15 protein-coding genes are annotated in these 16,919 nt (G+C 68.1%); 7 read left to right on the forward strand and 8 right to left on the reverse strand.

The features are described 5' to 3' along the window. Nucleotides 1-247: 247 nt before the first annotated feature. Both ACL03I_RS05345 and ACL03I_RS05350 read right to left on the reverse strand, forming a co-directional pair. Nucleotides 248-1,657 (reverse strand): HAD-IB family hydrolase, encoded by a 1,410-nt coding sequence (locus tag ACL03I_RS05345; protein ID WP_412805248.1) that lies wholly within the window; start codon nucleotides 1,655-1,657, stop codon nucleotides 248-250. Beyond that, on the reverse strand, nucleotides 1,654-4,122 hold the full coding sequence (locus ACL03I_RS05350; RefSeq protein WP_412805249.1) for a glycerol-3-phosphate 1-O-acyltransferase: 2,469 nt from the start codon (nucleotides 4,120-4,122) through the stop codon (nucleotides 1,654-1,656). Before ACL03I_RS05350 ends, ACL03I_RS05345 begins: the two co-directional genes overlap by 4 nt. Nucleotides 4,123-4,387: 265 nt before the next feature. On the opposite strand from ACL03I_RS05350, the gene nbtS reads away from it, so the two are divergent. Beyond that, nucleotides 4,388-5,698 carry a nocobactin biosynthesis salicylate synthase NbtS gene (gene nbtS, locus ACL03I_RS05355; RefSeq protein WP_412805250.1) on the forward strand — a complete coding sequence of 437 codons (1,311 nt, stop codon included), beginning with the start codon at nucleotides 4,388-4,390 and terminating at the stop codon, nucleotides 5,696-5,698. A gap of 41 nt (nucleotides 5,699-5,739) precedes the next feature. Here the strand turns inward: nbtS and ACL03I_RS05360 are convergent, their stop codons facing one another. Beyond that, nucleotides 5,740-7,356, reverse strand: coding sequence for a (2,3-dihydroxybenzoyl)adenylate synthase (locus ACL03I_RS05360; protein ID WP_412805251.1), 1,617 nt, complete (start codon nucleotides 7,354-7,356; stop codon nucleotides 5,740-5,742). A 197-nt stretch (nucleotides 7,357-7,553) separates the two neighbouring features. Here ACL03I_RS05360 and ACL03I_RS05365 point away from each other — a divergent pair, with 197 nt between their 5' ends. The 3 genes from ACL03I_RS05365 to ACL03I_RS05375 all read left to right on the forward strand — a co-directional run bounded on the left by ACL03I_RS05365 (nucleotide 7,554) and on the right by ACL03I_RS05375 (nucleotide 10,413). After that, nucleotides 7,554-8,432, forward strand: coding sequence for an oxidoreductase (locus ACL03I_RS05365; RefSeq protein ID WP_412805252.1), 879 nt, complete (start codon nucleotides 7,554-7,556; stop codon nucleotides 8,430-8,432). A 115-nt stretch (nucleotides 8,433-8,547) separates the two neighbouring features. Then, nucleotides 8,548-9,018 carry a carboxymuconolactone decarboxylase family protein gene (locus tag ACL03I_RS05370; RefSeq protein WP_355075004.1) on the forward strand — a complete coding sequence of 157 codons (471 nt, stop codon included), beginning with the start codon at nucleotides 8,548-8,550 and terminating at the stop codon, nucleotides 9,016-9,018. 303 nt (nucleotides 9,019-9,321) lie between these two features. Then, nucleotides 9,322-10,413 (forward strand): 3-deoxy-7-phosphoheptulonate synthase, encoded by a 1,092-nt coding sequence (locus tag ACL03I_RS05375; protein ID WP_356963687.1) that lies wholly within the window; start codon nucleotides 9,322-9,324, stop codon nucleotides 10,411-10,413. Between the two features lie 127 nt (nucleotides 10,414-10,540). Here the strand turns inward: ACL03I_RS05375 and ACL03I_RS05380 are convergent, their stop codons facing one another. Then, a complete protein-coding gene (locus ACL03I_RS05380; protein ID WP_364425016.1) occupies nucleotides 10,541-11,152 on the reverse strand; it encodes a GNAT family N-acetyltransferase in 612 nt (203 codons plus the stop codon). A gap of 101 nt (nucleotides 11,153-11,253) precedes the next feature. Between ACL03I_RS05380 and ACL03I_RS05385 the strand changes: the two genes are divergently transcribed. Genes ACL03I_RS05385 through ACL03I_RS05395 form a run of 3 tightly spaced genes read left to right on the forward strand, consistent with a single transcriptional unit; the run spans nucleotide 11,254 to nucleotide 13,981 of the window. Then, nucleotides 11,254-12,165, forward strand: coding sequence for a sigma-70 family RNA polymerase sigma factor (locus tag ACL03I_RS05385; protein ID WP_412805253.1), 912 nt, complete (start codon nucleotides 11,254-11,256; stop codon nucleotides 12,163-12,165). A 39-nt stretch (nucleotides 12,166-12,204) separates the two neighbouring features. Then, nucleotides 12,205-13,371 (forward strand): pyridoxal phosphate-dependent aminotransferase, encoded by a 1,167-nt coding sequence (locus tag ACL03I_RS05390; protein ID WP_355074996.1) that lies wholly within the window; start codon nucleotides 12,205-12,207, stop codon nucleotides 13,369-13,371. A gap of 49 nt (nucleotides 13,372-13,420) precedes the next feature. Beyond that, the gene (locus ACL03I_RS05395; RefSeq protein WP_412805254.1) at nucleotides 13,421-13,981 is read left to right on the forward strand and encodes a dihydrofolate reductase family protein; all 561 of its coding nucleotides are present in this window, start codon (nucleotides 13,421-13,423) and stop codon (nucleotides 13,979-13,981) included. Nucleotides 13,982-13,997: 16 nt separating this feature from the next. Here the strand turns inward: ACL03I_RS05395 and ACL03I_RS05400 are convergent, their stop codons facing one another. The 4 genes from ACL03I_RS05400 to ACL03I_RS05415 form a co-directional block, all read right to left on the reverse strand. Then, nucleotides 13,998-14,642, reverse strand: coding sequence for a LysE family translocator (locus tag ACL03I_RS05400; RefSeq protein ID WP_356963691.1), 645 nt, complete (start codon nucleotides 14,640-14,642; stop codon nucleotides 13,998-14,000). A gap of 86 nt (nucleotides 14,643-14,728) precedes the next feature. Beyond that, the gene (locus tag ACL03I_RS05405) at nucleotides 14,729-15,265 is read right to left on the reverse strand and encodes a hypothetical protein (protein WP_412805255.1); all 537 of its coding nucleotides are present in this window, start codon (nucleotides 15,263-15,265) and stop codon (nucleotides 14,729-14,731) included. Nucleotides 15,266-15,268: 3 nt separating this feature from the next. Beyond that, on the reverse strand, nucleotides 15,269-16,480 hold the full coding sequence (locus ACL03I_RS05410) for a DUF6973 domain-containing protein (RefSeq protein ID WP_412805256.1): 1,212 nt from the start codon (nucleotides 16,478-16,480) through the stop codon (nucleotides 15,269-15,271). After that, a complete protein-coding gene (locus ACL03I_RS05415; protein WP_412805257.1) occupies nucleotides 16,477-16,776 on the reverse strand; it encodes a hypothetical protein in 300 nt (99 codons plus the stop codon). Before ACL03I_RS05415 ends, ACL03I_RS05410 begins: the two co-directional genes overlap by 4 nt. Between the last annotated feature and the right edge of the window lie 143 nt (nucleotides 16,777-16,919).

The raw sequence follows: 16,919 nt of genomic DNA on the forward strand, positions 1-16,919 counted from the left end.
CGGCTCAGGCGGTCAACGGCTGACCGAGCGGCTGTGCATCGCCTCCAGCCCAGTCACGAGCACCGACCGCACGGTCGAGGGGAGACGCACAGACCAGGTCGAGGTCCGGCGTGATAGCCGCCGCAGGCTGCGTCGCACCGATCACCCGCGCCGCTCACAGCACGTCGGTCCGCAGCTAGGGACAGCATCGCGGCCGAAGCGGGGCGACAACACGACCGGCGGCCGTCGTGGCGCGACGCCGTGCCGATCAGTGCGGCCAATTCAGTAGCGTGTCTACGAACAGCTGGCGGACCCGGGCCACGTTGTCGTCCAAATCACCCGGCTCCCATGCGCTGACGTCGATGGGGTCGAGTATCGCCACGTCGACTGTTCCCGGCCGGGCGACCATCGCGTTGCGCCAGCAGATCTCGCCCGCGTTCCGGATGACGACCGGGATCACCGGCACGCCCGCCTGCATGGCGATGTGGAATGCGCCCTTCTTGAACGGCCCGACTTCGGGGGTGTAGGAACGGGTGCCTTCCGGAGCCACCGCGACCGACAAGCCACCGCGCAGGGTCTCCACCACCGGCCGCAGCGCCGCCTTGGCCTGAGCGGTATTCGCCCGGTCGATGAACGTCACGCCGACGAAGCGCATGAGCGGCCCGAAGACCGGATTCTTGGTCAGTTCCTTCTTGCCGATCGCGGTCACCCCGCCGCCGAGCACTTCGGGCACGATGATGATGTCGAACTGGCTCTGATGGTTGAACAGGAAGACCGCGGGCCGCGGCGATCTCGCGTGCTCGCGGCCGGTGACCCGCACGCGCACGCCCGCGATGCGCAGCGTGTTGCGCGCCGCGTGCGCCATCAGCGCGTCGGCCATCCGCTGCCGGTCCTGGGTGAGCGCTTTCGACGCGACGCCGAACAGCGCGCCCCCGAGCAGCCCGGCGAATCCCGCGGCGGTGCGTACGTAATCGCTCGCACGCGGCGCGCGGCGCGGCCGGAATGCCAACGTGGCCCAGTGCTGCCGGTCGGCGGCGCCGCTGAGCGCGTCGTCGGCGTTCACCGCCACCGGATGCCCTACCAGCGACAGCGTGGGCAGGTCGGCGATCGAGTCGGCGTAGGCGTAGCTGTGCTCGAGATCCACTCGGTGCGCGGCGGCGAAGGTAGCCACAGCCTCGGCTTTGCCGTTGTGCCACAGCGTCTTCCCATCGGGATAGCCGGTGAGCACACCGCCGCTGGTGGCCATCGGCGTGTACAGCACGTGCTCGATGCCCAATTGTGCCGCCGCCGGCGCCACCTGGAATCGGGTCAGTGAGCTGACCAGCACGATGGTGTGCCCGGCTGCTCGGTGGGTGCGGATCAGTTCCCAAGCTTCGGGATACAGGTACCCGTAGACGGTGCGCTGGAACAGGCGTCTGCCCAGGTCGTCCAGCTCCTGTTCGGAGCGTCCGGCCAGCGCCTCGGACAACTCGCGCAGGAACCGGCTGTATTCGCCGTCGGTCATGTGATCGCGGATGCCGCCGAGCAGCACATCGGCGGGCTTGCGGCGCAGCCGACGCGATTTCGGGGCGTCGATGACCGTACCGCCGAAATCGAAGATCGCGGCGACCGCGCTGCCTTGCGGACCGGAGCGGATGGCGGCGAGCGCGGCGTCGAGGTCGGCGCGCGCGTCGGTCACCGCGCCTCCCGATTGGATGGATCCAGCGTGGCGGCCTGCGCGATGCGGGCGCCGATGGTGCGCAGGCGCTCGGCGAATTCGTTCCTTCGCCCGACCAACTCGGCGCGGCGCTCCTCCGGCTCGTCGTCGGAGACCGTCTCCAGCAGGCCGTAGTTGTCGGCGAGCTTCAGCGCGCTGGTGAACAGCTCGGTCGAGACCGACTCCGGGCTGTGCAACCGCTGCTGCAGCATCATCTGCTTGCCGACCGCCACGCATTCGGTGATGAACTCCTTGCGGTCGATCTCGTCGCCCGCGTCCCGGGCGGCCAGCCGTTCGGCCACCACCAACTGCGCGTCGATGAACGAGCGCAGCACGCGGTGGGCCATGGTGAACCCGGAGGCGGTGAGCTTCGCCAGGATGTCCGAGCTGAGGGTGTCGCTGCGGGTGTGGCTGTACCAGTCCGGATCGACCAGCAGCATTTCCGCGACCATCTGATCGGCGAACTCGCCGCGGTCGGGGAAGAAGAATTCGAACTTCAAGAGGTCGCGCAGCCGGAATGCCTCGTCCCACCCTGTCTTCAGGGCGTCGGCGTCACCGTTGTCGACCCCGGCCAGGATGGACAGCTCGAGGATGGCGCGGTTGACGAACCAGTGCACGGCGCTGTTGCGGTAGAAGGCGGCCTCGAGATGCGCGCCGGGCTCGATCGAGTACACCGGCTCGACCCCGCCGCGATACACCGTGACCACCTTGGCCAGCGAAAGCTGTTCCAGCACGACGGCCAGGCCCTGTGCGTCGCGCAGCGCGTCGAGTTCGCCGCCCGGCAGCTCACGCTTGTCGATATAGCCGAGCACCGGATTGAGCACCGTGCGCACCTCGCCGAGGGTGAGGGCGCGCCCGTCCACGCCAAGCAGAGCCAGGGTGACCAGCGCGCTGACCGTGATCGGGGTGACCGCGTTGATGCCGACCGCGACTTCGAATGCCAACCGCTGCACGGCCTTTCGTTCCAGTTCGGCGATTTCCGGCGGCTCGCTGTCGACGACCCCGGCTTCCGTGCGCGGCGCCGGAATCGGCTCGGTATGGTGCAGGGGGATGGTCAGCGGCGGCGCGGTGAGCGGGTCGCCATGTGCGGCAAGACGATCGCGGGCCGACAGCGGCTCCCCGAAGCGGACGTACACGTGCCCGGCGGAGTGCTGCTGGCTGCGGATGTAGCGCGCCAGCCAGGTCAGGCCCTCCGGTTTCTTCTTGCCGCCCTCCTGCTCGGTGGCGATGGCGCCGAGCTCGTTGAGCCGCTCGTAGGTGATCGAGACCGGAACCAGCATGACGTCGTCGATGCGGTTGGAACGGACCGCCGCGGCGAGGTAGTTCAGCAAGCCGTAGCGCGGGGGCCGCAGCTTGCCGGTGCGGGTGCGGCCGCCCTCGAAGTACCACTCCAGGTTGAAGCGCTTGGCCAGCAGGTAGGCGAAGTACTCCTCGACGACGGCCTTGTAGACCTCGTCGTCGCCGAAACTGCGCCGGATGAACACCGTTCCGGTGCGCCGGGCGATCGGGCCCATCGGCCAGAAGCTGAGGTTCGCGCCGCCGATCACGTGGTTCGGTGGGAAGTCGTTGCGGGCCAGCACGTCTCCCAGTACGAACGCGTCGACGTACGAGCGGTGCGAAGGCAGGAACACCAGCGGAAAGCGGCGGTTCAGGTCGCGCAAGCCGGTCAGGCCGGACTCGTCGAAGTCCACATTCCAGGTCGAAGCGTGCACCGGGCGCATGGCCTGGGTGAACAGGTCGGAAACCAGCCTGCTCTGGGCGGCGACGAGTTCGTTGAGCGCTTTCTCCGCGCGCCGGTACACCTCGTGCGGGCTCGCCCCGATCTGGTCGGCGATGACTTCCAGCCTGCGCAGGAAGTCGGGTGAGTCGAGGATCTCCTCCGCGACCAGCTTGGGCACCTTGTACCGGTCGCCGATGATGGTGCGCTCGGCGCGTTCCAGCGCCACCACCGCCGCACGCACGATCGCGCGGGCGAACGGTTCGGCGGTGCCCTTGTCGTAGAGCGCCGAAGCCTCCGGATTGTTCACGCGCAACTCGCTGAGCCGGGCCGGCGCGCCGGTCAGCACGACGTGCCGGTCCGGTGACTTGGACACCAGCTTGCGCTGTGCCAGCCGATTGGGCTTGCGCGGGTTGGTCAGCAGGGCGAGATCGCCGAAGGTGACGCGGCGTACGCCGTCACGTTCCTGCGGCAGCCACAACACGCGGATCGGCACCACCAGCGGATCGTCGCGCCTGCCGACCAGCCGTGCGGCGACGGCGCCCGCGTCCAGGTCCAGCTGGGTGACCGGGGCGTCGGTACCGAACTCGGCGCTGATCCCGCCCTCGGCGAGCCACTTGCCGACGAGTTCGCGTTCCACCCCGGAGGCGGCGTCGATCAGGGCCACCACCGATCGCGGTGTGGTCCCGGGCCGGACTGTCGCGGGTGAATCGCCGCGGTGATCGATCATCGATGTTCTTCCCTCCGCAGGTGGCGCTTCCCACTATTCAATCTCGGCGGGTCTGTTCCGCGCAGGCAGTCGGCGCAGCGAGTTCGTGTGCGGGCGCCGACGACGTGAACGGCGCAAGCCCGGACAAAGACTCGGCAGGCGCGAACCATCCAGCTCGAAGCGATCTCTCGGCGTCCGCGTTGTGGCCGCGAGCACACCGGCACGATGAAGAGGTAATGCTAACCTTACCTCCACAAGTTAGGCCAGGGTTACCTTTGGAGGATCGTTGTCGACCACGGAACGCCTGCGGGTTGAGTATGTGACCGATCCGGCGGCAGCGATGTCCCGGCTGGCGGGGGCGGATCGGTTCGGCGAGTACGTGATGTACGAGCGTCCGGGGGAATGGGTGTTCGCCGCCGATCCGCTCGGCAGTGTCGAACTGGATGTGCGAGAGCTGCGCGTCACCTGGCAAGGGGCGGCCACGACCAGCCGGTGGGAAGGCAATCCGGCGGCGGTGATCGACCGCGCGCTCGGCGCGCTGCCCCTCGACGGGCGGAATGCCTACGGCTGGATCGGATTCGAGTTCTGCGCGTGGGCGCTCGACGCCACGGAGCACCTCGACCCGCGCACCGCATTGGCGCACCTGATGGTTCCCCGCATCGAGGTCAGGGTGGGCGAATTCGGCGTCCGGGTATCGGGTGCGACGCCGTCGGAGATCGCGGACATTCACGAGCTGATCGCGCGGTCGCAGAACACCGAACTGCCGCAGGCGCATCCGGCCGACATCCGCATCGACCCCACCGGCTACCGGAACCGGGTGGCCGAGGCGGTCGGCGAGATCCGGGCCGGGCGTTATCAGAAGGTCATCCTGTCCAGGAAAGTCGATCTGCCGTTCGCCGTGGATGTTCCGGCGACCTATCGGCTCGGGCGCGCGCACAACACTCCGGCACGGTCGTTCCTGCTGCGGCTCGGCGGCCTGGAAGCGGCGGGCTTCAGTCCGGAACTGGTCGCGTCGGTGGACGACGATCGGGTGGTGACCACCGAGCCGCTGGCGGGCACCCGCGCGTTCGGTCGCGGCGCCGCGGCCGATCTCGCCGCCAGGGCCGAACTGGTCACCGATCCGAAAGAGATCGTGGAACACGCCATTTCGGTGCAGACCTCGTTCGCGGAGATCACGGCGGTCGCCGATCCCGGCACCCCCGCGGTGTCGGACTTCATGGCCGTGCGTGAGCGTGGCAGCGTGCAGCATCTGGCGTCCACAGTGCGCGGGCGGCTGGCCGCGCACCGGTCCAGCTGGGACGCGCTCGAGGTGCTGTTCCCGTCGGTGACTGCCTCGGGAATCCCCAAGCGGGAGGGCGTCGACTCGGTGTTCCGGCTCGATCACGACCCGCGCGGGCTGTACTCCGGTGCGGTGGTGACCGTTGCGCCGACCGGTGCGCTGGAGGCGACCCTGGTGCTGCGCGCGGTGTACCAGAACGCGGAGGGAGCCTGGTTGCGCGCGGGCGCGGGCATCGTCGGTCAGTCCCGGCCGGAGCGTGAGTTCGAGGAGACCTGCGAGAAGCTGGGCAGTATCGCGCCTTACGTCGTCAAGGCGTAAGGCGGCACGGGCAGCGCGCCGGTGGTGCGCTGCCCGTCGAGCTAGGACTCGGCGCGCAACGCCTTCTTGTCGATCTTGCCGACCGCGGTGATCGGCAGCTTGTCGCTGCGGCGCAGCACGTCCGGCAGCTTGTAGGTGGCCAGCCCGCGCGCGGTGAGGAAGGACTTGATCTCGGCCAGCGTGGGCATCTCACCATCCACGACCAAGACGGCGCAGACCTTTTCGCCCAGCACCGCGTCGGGCAGCCCGACGGCGGCGGCATGCCGGACCGCGGGATGGGCGAGCAGATGTTCCTCGAGTTCGTCGCAGGACACGTTCTCGCCGCCGCGATTGATCACGTCCTTGATTCGGCCGGACACCACCAGATGCCCGCTGGGCAGGCGGCGGACCAGATCTCCGCTGCGATAGAAGCCGTCCGGTGTGAACGCGCGTGCGTTGTGCTCGGCCGCTCGGTAGTAGCCGCGGATCGTGTACGGCCCCCTGGTCAGCAACTCGCCCTCCGCGCCGGGCGCCACATCGTTGCCGTCGCCGTCCACCACGCGGATCTCGTCGGCGGGTGAGAGCGGACGACCCTGGGTGGTGTGCAGCAGTTCGGCCGGATCGTCCAGCCGGGTGTAGTTGATCAGGCCCTCGGCCATGCCGAACACCTGTTGCAGGGTCGCGCCGAGCGCCGGGGTCACTTCTTTGGCGTTGACCTCGGCCAGTCGTGCGCCCCCCACCTGGAGCAGGCGCAGCGAACTCAGGTCGGCCTCTTCCCATTCGGTGGCCGCGCACCAGAGTTGGGCCAGCGGCGGCACGACGGCGGTCACCGTGACCCGGTGCCGCTCGATCGCGGCGAACGCGCTTTCCGGACTGGGGTCGCCGACGAAGGCGACCGCGCCGCCCACCCCGACGGTGCCGAAGATGCCGGGGCAGGCCAGCGGAAAGTTGTGCGCGGCGGGCAGTGTCGCGAGATAGACGTCCTGCTCGGTCAACGCGCACACCTCGGCGCTCGTGGTGGCGTTGTAGACATAGTCGTCGTGCGTGCGTGCGATGAGCTTCGGCAGGCCGGTGGTTCCGCCGGAGACCAGCATCAGGGCGATATCGCCCGGATCGATCTCGGGCAGTTCGCCGCCGTCGCGCGGTACCGAGGTGAGGTCGGTGAACGGCCCCGGCTCGCCGAGCACCAGGACGTGGCGCAGTGACGGCACCGCGTCCCGCACGGTCGAGGCCAGTTCGCGATAGTCGAAATCGCCTGCCCGGTCGGCGACGATGTAGCCGACCGCGTCGGAAAGCCGCGCCAGATGCTCGATTTCGGCTCGACGATGCGCGGGCAGGCTCAAGACGGGGATGATTCCGGCGCGCAGCAGGCCGAACAACACGGTCATGAACTCGGGCACATTAGGTAGCTGGACGACCACGCGGTCGCCGGGAGCGATGCCGAGCGCGAGCAGCCCGTGGGCCATCCGGTCCGCGGCGGCGTCGATGTCGGCGTAACTGTGCGAGCCCTCCGCATCGAGGAGCGCGGGGCGCTGAGGATACCGGTGTGCGCTCGCGCGCAGCAGATCGCCGAGCGGGCGCCCGGCCCAGAAGCCCGCGGCTCGGTACTGCGCGGCCGCGTCGGCGGGGAAAGGTACGTAGCCGTCGCGATGCGCGGACCCGGTCGGTGTGGAAGTCACGTCTGCCTCACAAATCAAGCAAAGGTTCCCTTATATAGGTTAGGCAACCCTACTTCACGTGGGTTTGTGCCGTCCCGATCACCGACTCCGGCCGGTGGCGGCACCGTCGCCGTGACGCTTCCGGCGTCGGGTGAATGCGGTCGCCCGGGCGTGTTCGAACCTGCCGCCGGGTGCCGCCGCGCACTAGACTTTCCGGCATGACCAGGTGGGACACCTCGAACATCCCCAGCCAGAGCGGCCGGAAGTTCATCGTGACAGGGGCCAACAGTGGCCTGGGGGCCGAGACGGCGCGCGCGCTGGCCGCGGCGGGCGGCGAGGTGGTGCTCGCCTGCCGGAACGTGGCCAAAGGCGAGCGGGTGGCCGCCGGACTCGGCGACCGGACGCAGGTTCGCGAACTCGATCTGGCTGATCTCGATTCGGTCCGCGCGTTCGCCCAGAGCGTCGACGGGGTCGATGTGCTCATCAACAACGCGGGCGTGATGGCTGTGCCCGAAGGTCGCACCGCCGACGGATTCGAGAAACAGGTCGGCACAAACCATCTCGGTCACTTCGCGCTCACCGGCCTGCTGCTGGACAAGATCTCCGACCGGATCGTCACCGTCTCCAGCGGTGCGCACCAGGTCGGCAAGATCGACTTGGACGATCTCAACTGGGAGCGGCGCAAGTATCAGCGGTGGGCCGCCTACGGGCAGGCCAAGCTGGCCAACCTGATGTTCGCTCGCGAGCTGCAGCGCAGGTTGACGGCGGCGGGCTCCACGAAACTCTCGGTCGCCGCGCATCCCGGCTATGCCTCCACCGAATTGCAGTCGCACACCGAATCTTTCCTCGACCGGGTGATGTGGGTCGGCAACCGGTTGCTCGCGCAGAGCGCCGCGATGGGCGCGCTGCCGACGCTGTTCGCCGCGACCGCCGACGTCCAGCCGGGCGGCTACTACGGACCGACCGGCCTGGGTGGCATGCGCGGGTATCCGGGGCCGTCCGGGTCGTCGAAAGCGTCCAGGGACGAGAAGGTCGCCGCCGACTTGTGGGAGTTGTCCGAGAAACTGACCGGGGTCACCTACGACTTCACGAAATGACCGCAGCTCTTCCCGCGGACGCGGTGTGACCTACGTCTCATAAGCCGTTGTCACACTCCGTCTTTCCGCGTCGTCCTCCTTGTGAACCCACAGGGAACGACAAAGGACGGACATCATGGAACAGCGCTTCGAACTCTTCGCCAACCCGGTCGGCGCCAGCTTCATCAAGCGGCTCACCATGGCCTCCAAGGTGATCGACGATTCCACCCTGGACGCCGCGACCTACGAGTTGGTGAAGATTCGCGCCAGCCAGATCAACGGCTGCGGTTACTGCACCGACATGCACACCAAGGACGCCGCGCACGCGGGCGAAACCTCCGTGCGGCTCAACCTGATCGCCGCCTGGCACGAGGCCACCGTCTTCACCGAGGCCGAGCGCGCCGCGCTGGCGCTGACCGAGGAGGCCACCCGGATCGGCGACGGACGCGTGGTCAGCGACGCGGTGTGGCAGGAGGTGCGCAAGCACTACGACGACGACCAGATCGCCGCCCTCATCGCCGCCATCGCGATGATCAACGCCTGGAACCGGATGAACGTCATCGCCCGCACCCCGGCCGGTGATTACGTGCCCGGGCAGTGGGGATGAGCCGGATCGTCCGGCATCGCCCGCGCCGTTCGGGGCCCCTTGTCACGTGGGCCGCGAACGGCGCTTGTAGGTCCGCCTCCCCGTCGAAACACACCGTGGCAGATAACACAGTTCACCGATCGGATATGGGCTGGTACTGTGCCTGACGTGCAGCGCGTGTATTTCTGGTTTAGCAAGCCGGCCCTGGGTGGGCTGGTCTGCGGCAACCGCGTGCGCTGACGAACTTCCACCCTGAGCCGGACGATGGACCGGCTCGACGGGATTCTCATCCGTGGGTCGGCCCCGAGAAAAGGAACCCACGACATGACAACCGCAGCCGACGTCGACGCACGGCATTCGGATCTGGACGATCAACGCACCCTCAACGTGAGCCCGCTGCGCTCGCCCGCGGAGGTGCGTCGGGTGCACCCGATCACCGATGCCCTCGCCGACACCGTCCGTGCGGGACGCAAAGCCACCGTCGACGTGCTGAACAGCGCGGATGATCGCTTGATGGTGATCGTCGGCCCGTGCTCCGTGCACGACCCCGCCGCCGCACTGGATTACGCGCGCCGTCTGGCGGCCAAGGCCGCGGAGCTGGACGATCGACTGCACGTGGTGATGCGGGTCTACTTCGAGAAGCCGCGCACCAGCTTGGGCTGGAAGGGCCTGATCAACGACCCGCACTTGGACGGATCGTTCGACGTGAACACCGGTTTGGGCTTCGGCCGCAAGCTGCTGGTCGACATCACCGCTCTCGGTCTTCCGGTGGCCTGTGAGTTCCTGGACCCGATCACGCCGCAGTACATCGCGGATCTGGTGTCCTACGGCGCGATCGGCGCGCGCACCGCGGCCAGTCAGGTGCACCGCCAGCTCAGCAGCGCGCTGTCGATGCCGGTCGGCATCAAGAACGGCACCGACGGCGACGTCCAGGTGGCGGTGGACGGCGTGCGCGCCGCGGCGGCCAGCCATGTGTTCCCCGGTACCGACCTCGACGGCCGCTCCGCGCTCATCCGCACCACCGGCAATCCGGACTGCCATGTGATCCTGCGCGGCGGCAGCGCCGGGCCGAACTACGACGCGGCTTCGGTCGCCGAGGCGTGCCTGCGGCTGGAGAAGGCGTCGCTACCGCAGCGGATCGTGGTGGACGCCAGCCACGGCAACAGCAACAAGGACCACAACAAGCAGGCCGACGTGGTCACCGACATCGCACGGCGGCTGGCGGCGGGCGAGTCGAGCGTGGTGGGCGTGATGCTGGAGAGCTTCCTGATCGCGGGCCGCCAGGACCTCACTCTCGGCCACGCCGATGAGCTCACCTACGGCCAGTCGATCACCGACGCCTGCTTGGACTGGGAGACCACCGCCGTGCAGCTGGACCGCCTCGCGGACGCGGTGCGGCAGCGCCGCGAGCGCTGACCAGCGCGTTTTCGGCGCGGCTCGTGCCCGAGTGGACGAAGCGCGAGTTTCGTCCGCTCGCGCACGAGCCGGGAAGCCGCCTACGCGCAAGTCAGCTGGGCCGGCCCGAACGCCGGGCCCGCTTCGGCTACGGCACCCCCGGCCCTTGCGTGCTCGGCGTCCGGGCGGAGATGAACTGGGCGGGCCAGTCGTCCGACGGTCCGGGCGGATCGGTGCGCAGCCGGGCGGCGAGCCAGTGATCGCGGCGTCGTCCGCGTTGGATGCTGCCGAGCCTCGACATGCCTTCGTACCGGAACCCGGCGCGCCGGACCACCGCCGCCGAGGCGTAGTTGCCCACGAAGGCGCGCCAGGAGATCCGCTCCAGCGCCAGTCCGTCGGCGTGGAACCCGAATTCGCACACCAGCTCGACCGCCTGTGTCATCAGGCCGCGCGACCGTTGCGCCGGAGCGAGCCAGAAACCGATCTCGGCCGCGCTCTCGTCCTGTTCGCCCAAGCCGATCATGCCGACGACCGGTGCGCCCGCACGTGGCCGGATCGCCCAGGTCGGGCTGCGCGCCGCCCACCCTGGAACGACCATCTCCTCGAGGAAGGTCACGGCGCTGTCCCGGACGTACGGCACCGGGATGGTCACCCACTCCGCGATGGCCGGGTCCTGGCAGCACTCGGTGATGGCGTCGACATCGTCCGCCGTCGGAGCCGACAGCCAGATCGTTCCGTTCGACAGCACGCGGTGTTCCATCGCGCCATGCTGTCACGGAAGCGGCCGGTGGATCATCCGGTTTGTCCGGCGCAGGCCGCCGATGCCGGGATGATGCGAATCGGACCGTAGACTTCCCGTCGATGGTTGCCGCGCTGCTTTCCGACCTGTTCGAGTCACATCGAGCGCATCTGCTCTCGGTCGCCTATCGACTGACGGGCAGCGTCGGCGATGCCGAGGACGCGGTGCAGGAGAGCTGGTTGCGCTTGGCGGGCGCGCACCAGTCCGAGATCGAAGATCTGCGAGCTTGGCTGACCACCGTGGTGAGCCGGATCTGCCTGGATCGTCTGCGGAGCGCCGCGGCGCGGCGGGAGAGTTATGTGGGCCAGTGGCTGCCGGAACCCGTGGTCACCGCTCGCACACCGTCGAGCGCTCCCGACCCGTTGGAAGCCGTGGTGCGCAAGCAGGAGTGCCGGTTCGCCGCGCTGATCGTGCTGGACACCCTGACGCCGCCGCAGCGGGTGGCCTTCGTGCTGCACGACGGGTTGTCGGTGCCGTTCGACGAGATCGCCGACATCCTCGGCATCTCCGCCGACGCGGCGCGGCAGCTGGCGGTGCGCGCCCGCAAGGCGGTGGCGCAGACGCCGCAACCGGTGCCCGACGCCGAGCACGAGGCCGCCGTGCAGCGTTTCCTCGTCGCGCTGAGCACGGGTGACGTGGCCGCCGTCGCCGCGGCGCTGCATCCGGACGCGATGATGATCGGCGATGCCAACGGCACCACCGCCACCGCGATCAACGTCCTGCACGGCGCGGATCGCATCGCCCGTTTCTATCTGGGCCTGGTGCGCAAGTACGGGCTCGAGGACGCCTCGCAGGTGTACGCGTTCGTCTCGGTGAACGGGCAATTGGGTATCAGCGTCGCGGCGCGTCCGGAGACCGAGGGCAGGGGCGGTTATCCCGCGCGAGTCGTCGGCTTCACGGTTCGGAACGGATTGGTCTGGGGCGCCTACGACGTGGCGAATCCGGCCAAGCTGGGTGGCGTCCGACTGGGTTGAGCCCGGTTGTGCGGTGGACCGCTGGACTAGTCTCCGGATATGCCCTCGCGACATCCGACCGTTGCCCGTCTGCGCCCTTTCGCGTCCACCATCTTCGCCGAGATGACCGAACTCGCCGTTCGGCACGACGCGGTCAACCTGGGCCAGGGGTTCCCGGACACCGACGGGCCCGCGAGCATGCTGGAAGCGGCGCGCCGCGCCATCGCCGACGGACTCAACCAGTACCCGCCGGGACGCGGTATGCCGGTGCTGCGCCGAGCCGTCGCCGACGACCGGGCCCGGCGCTACGGAACCTCCTACGATCCCGATTCGCAAGTGCTGGTGACCGTGGGTGCGACCGAGGCGATCAGCGCGGCGGTGCTCGGCTTGGTCGAGCCGGGCGAGGAGGTAGTGCTGATCGAGCCGTACTACGACTCGTACGCCGCGGCCGTGGCACTGGCCGGCGCCCGACGGCGCACGGCGCGTCTCGTGGCCGACGGAGATCGGTTCGTCCTGGACTTGGACAGTCTGCGCGCGGCCATCACCCCGGCCACCCGGATGCTCATCGTCAACTCGCCCCATAATCCGACCGGCACGGTCCTCGGACGCGCGGACCTGCTCGCCATCGCCGAGATCGCCTGCGAGCATGACATTCTGGTGCTCACCGACGAGGTCTACGAGCACCTGGTCTACGACGGCGCCGAGCACATCAGCCTGGCCACCTTGCCTGGCATGGCCGAGCGGACGGTCGTGGTTTCCAGCGCGGCGAAGACCTTCAGCGTCACCGGGTGGAAGACCGGGTGGGCGTGTGGGCCCGCCGACCTGATCGATGGGGTGCTCGCCGCCAAACAGTTCCTGACCTTCGTGGCGGGCGGGCCGTTCCAACCCGCCGTCGCGCACGCGATCAACCACGAGTTGGAATGGGTCGGCAAGCTGCGGGACTCCTTGTCGGAGAAACGGCTTCGCCTCTCCGCGGCGCTCGCCGATACCGGTCTGCGGGTATACCCGAGCGCGGGCGGTTACTTTGTCGTCGCCGATATCACGCCGCTCGGCGCCGCCGACGGCCTGACCTTCTGCCGTGAGTTGCCCAAGCGGCTCGGCGTGGCGGCGGTGCCGGTCAGCGCGTTCGCCGACGACACGGCCGCCTGGAGTCATCTGGTCCGGTTCACCTTCTGCAAGCGCGACGAAACGCTCGACGAAGGGGTCCGCCGGTTGCGTCACGGTTGATCCCGAACCATGACGTGAACTGTCATGTTTCGCTGGCAACGTGCACGGCATGGCAACTCAGTACTACACGGCAACCAGTCTCGACGGATATCTCGCCGACACGGAGCACTCGCTCACCTGGCTTTTCGAGGTGGACGGAGCGGACGAGGCGCAAGCGGGCATGGCGGGCTTCCTCGCGCAGGTAGGCGCCATGTGTATGGGAGCGACCACCTACGAATGGGTCGTGGCGAACGAACCACCGGAGAACTGGAGTAAGTACTACGGCGACCTCCCGTGCTGGGTCTTCACCCACCGGGATCTTCCCGCGATACCGGACGCGAATCTGCGGTTCGTCGCAGGGCCGGTCGAGTCGGTGCACCGGGAGATGGCCGCGGCGGCCGGCGCCCGCAATATCTGGATCGTCGGAGGCGGGGACCTGGCCGGGCAATTCGCCGACGCCGGCCTGCTCGACGACGTCATGGTGAGCGTCGCTCCGGTGACGCTCGGCGCGGGCGCCCCGCTGCTGCCGCGGCGCATCCTTTCCAGCCGGATGCGGCTCACCGCGGTGCAGCAGGCCGGTCAGTTCGTGGAACTGCGCTACCGGTTGGCGAATCCGGCCGATCAGCGCTGAGTCGAGGCCGTTCGGCTCAGGCCGGGATGGGGCGGGCGCGGTCGGTGGCGAGCAAGGCGGCGATGGCGCCGAGCATGGTGCCGGTGAGGTATCGCTGGGTGCGCAGCCACAGGGGGCGGGCGGCGAGGAACGTCGCCAGACCGCCCGCCCCGAGGACGATCAAGCCGTTCACGGTGAGCGCCACCGCGATCTGCACCGTGCCCAGGCACAGGCTCTGCAACCACACTTTCCCGTGCTCCGGCGTGACGAACTGCGGGATCAGCGCCATGTACATGATCGCGATCTTCGGATTCAGCAGGTTGGTGACCAGCCCCATCGTGAACAACCGCCGGATGGGGTCCGCGGACAGCGCCGCGGGCGCGAAGACCGAGACGCCGCCCGGTCGCAGCGCCTGCCAGGCCAGCCAACCCAAGTACGCGGCTCCCGCCAGCTTCACCGCCAGGTACAGGCCGGGGACCACCGCGAACACCGCCGTGATCCCCGCCGTCGCGGCCGCCAGATACACCCCGAACCCAGCCGCTACCCCCGCCAACGACACCAACCCGGCCCGTCGCCCCTGCGACACCGTCCGCGACACCAGGTACATCATGTTCGGCCCCGGCGTGAGCACCATCCCCAACGCCGCCACCGCGACCCCGGCCACCGCCGCCATCTCGATCATGCCCCGATCCTCGCCCGCCCCACCGCTCCTTGTCGCGGTCCACTCGACACCTGCTGGACGTGAGGCGACGCGTACCGTGCTTCCGATCAGCCCTGCGTCAATTCCAGATACGGCTTCTGCAGCTGGGCCGGCGGCTGAACCGACTGGAAGCGGGACTCCGGTCCGAGTACCTCACCGCTACGCACGCCTCGGAAGAGCTCGGAGCCCTGTGCGGCCCGAATTACCTGTGTGGGAGTGGAGCCCGTGATGAAGACGTAGAAATTATCGATTGGCCGGTCGAACCCGGAGTCCGGGAGGTTGGACCAGCAGTATCCGGGAAGATTCGCTGCCGAGTTCAGCTTCTCTGCTGGAAGCCCGGAAGACGCTATGACGACGCGATCCCACTGATCATCCCACCCTGCGGCTTCGGTCAGCGCCCGCAGCGAATAGGTTCCCGGCTGCGCAGCCCGCTCTCTGATGGAGCGCCGCAATTCGGTCGCGGAACCCAGCGGCTCGGCGCGCGACTCCAGATCGAAGTTGGCCGAGCACTGCGAAGCGGTCGCACTGCGGTCCTCCGACGTGGAGCATGCCGCACTGGCCAGCAGGCACAGAATTACAGCCGTGATCCGGAGCAGATTACCCATGGATCACCGACCTGCCGGAAGCGGGATGTCAGCACGCGCCGGGTGCCCGTTCTTGCCCACTTCGACCTGGTTGCTCCATGCGACCTGGCCGCTCGGGTCGAGCACGATCGCGCCACCCTCCTTGATTCGTTGATATACCAATCGCTGTAGTTCCTCCGGTGCGGCATTCGGATTGTCGATGGCGATCTGCCTGCCGATCGCGTTGTTGTGTAGATCCATCGCTTCTCGCGTGGGAGGGTTCGCGCCGAGTCCTTCATGCGCGGCACCATAGTTTTCGCTCCACTCCGCGCCGTAGCGCTGTGTCATGAGCGCATTCCAGTACATGTGCCGGAATGCGTCGCCGTGGCCGTCGTTGAGCGCGTTCTGGTCCGGGTTGGTGTAGGTCTTCTCGGCAGCGTCCTCAGCCTGCGCTTTTATCTCGAAGAAATCCGTGATTTCACCTATTCCAGTGGTTCCCGGCCGGGCGACTCGTGATGACAGCAGCGCTATCTCTTCGGGCGTCATCAGGATGGGTTGGAAGTCCGGGCGGACGGCACGGATGCGATCGAGGACCAAACCGGAGGGCCACAGCGTGGCGGGAGCACTCGACGGTGCGGTCTGGAATTTGGTAAGGACCTCGACCAGGCTCGGGTCCTCGGGCATAGCGGTGACTCCGCGCCGGGTCTCCGGTGAGAGATCCTCTAGTAGTCGCTTGATTTTCTCCGCGCCCTCCAGGTCGGTTTGCTGGATCGCAGTCAGCGCTGCACGGATCTGTGTGGTCAGGAAGAATTCGAGCCCCTCCTTCTCCACGAGGCCCGATGCCCCGAATTTCATCAGGACCTCGGTATTGGACATCCTGGAGTCCACGCCACCGTCGTCTCTGACGAAGAAATCGAACTTGGCGGACTCGGCTTCGGCCTTCTTGTCTTTGATCACGTCGATGTAGCCGACGATCGCATCGATCTGAAGGTAGACCTGCTGCTGGATATCGATGAGAACCTGCTTCGTTCGCCGGGCATGGTCTCGGTCCTGAGCCGCTCTGTCGCGGGCGGAATCAGCGACCGATCCCTTGAAGTAGGTGTACGACATGTCGATCCGGGATGCCGCCTGGTGCGTCTGCTCCTCGATCCGCAGCGCGGCGTCTTTGAACGCGTTGGCAACGGTGACCGTGGCACGTGGATCCCAGGACAGCACTGTCGATACCGTAAGCGGCGTCGTGTAGCTTCCGCCGCTCATCGCTGGCCCGCCTCCCGGAGCGCGGTGGCCCAGGCCTGATCCCGACTGACGAACTCCACCACCGCAGCGTCCGTGACGTCCGCGAATCCGATCAATCGCTGCGCGTGGTAGCTCACCACTCGGTCGAGCGCCGTCGCGATCTGATCCACGGCGTCTGCTATCTGGGAGTCGCGCATGGTTTCGACAGCGACGACATCCCTCGCCAGGGGCACCGACTGCCGTATCGCGTCGGCGTGGCCACGTACTGCCCCCGCCATCTCTCGCGTCTGGACCGGATCAAGTTCGAGCTCGCTCACCGTGCCCCCTCGAGGTCGTATTCCGGACAAGCGTACCGGCCGCAGGAGGGCATCGTGGCAGCGCCGGGAGACCTGGTGTCGTGTTCATGTAGGCGTCGACAAATCGGACGATCGGATCGAAAAGTGTTGTCTTACCGCAAGCT

The organism is Nocardia sichangensis (assembly GCF_047200615.1).
Lineage (GTDB): Bacteria > Actinomycetota > Actinomycetes > Mycobacteriales > Mycobacteriaceae > Nocardia > Nocardia sichangensis.

Bases quoted from the DNA above. Each gene is read 5' to 3' on its own strand.
- ACL03I_RS05350 (WP_412805249.1), bottom strand. From the start codon at position 4,122: ATGATCGATCACCGCGGCGATTCACCCGCGACAGTCCGGCCCGGGACC.
- ACL03I_RS05365 (WP_412805252.1), top strand. From the start codon at position 7,554: ATGACCAGGTGGGACACCTCGAACATCCCCAGCCAGAGCGGCCGGAAG.
- ACL03I_RS05370 (WP_355075004.1), top strand. From the start codon at position 8,548: ATGGAACAGCGCTTCGAACTCTTCGCCAACCCGGTCGGCGCCAGCTTC.
- ACL03I_RS05375 (WP_356963687.1), top strand. From the start codon at position 9,322: ATGACAACCGCAGCCGACGTCGACGCACGGCATTCGGATCTGGACGAT.
- ACL03I_RS05380 (WP_364425016.1), bottom strand. From the start codon at position 11,152: ATGGAACACCGCGTGCTGTCGAACGGAACGATCTGGCTGTCGGCTCCG.
- ACL03I_RS05385 (WP_412805253.1), top strand. From the start codon at position 11,254: ATGGTTGCCGCGCTGCTTTCCGACCTGTTCGAGTCACATCGAGCGCAT.
- ACL03I_RS05390 (WP_355074996.1), top strand. From the start codon at position 12,205: ATGCCCTCGCGACATCCGACCGTTGCCCGTCTGCGCCCTTTCGCGTCC.
- ACL03I_RS05395 (WP_412805254.1), top strand. From the start codon at position 13,421: ATGGCAACTCAGTACTACACGGCAACCAGTCTCGACGGATATCTCGCC.
- ACL03I_RS05400 (WP_356963691.1), bottom strand. From the start codon at position 14,642: ATGATCGAGATGGCGGCGGTGGCCGGGGTCGCGGTGGCGGCGTTGGGG.
- ACL03I_RS05405 (WP_412805255.1), bottom strand. From the start codon at position 15,265: ATGGGTAATCTGCTCCGGATCACGGCTGTAATTCTGTGCCTGCTGGCC.
- ACL03I_RS05410 (WP_412805256.1), bottom strand. From the start codon at position 16,480: ATGAGCGGCGGAAGCTACACGACGCCGCTTACGGTATCGACAGTGCTG.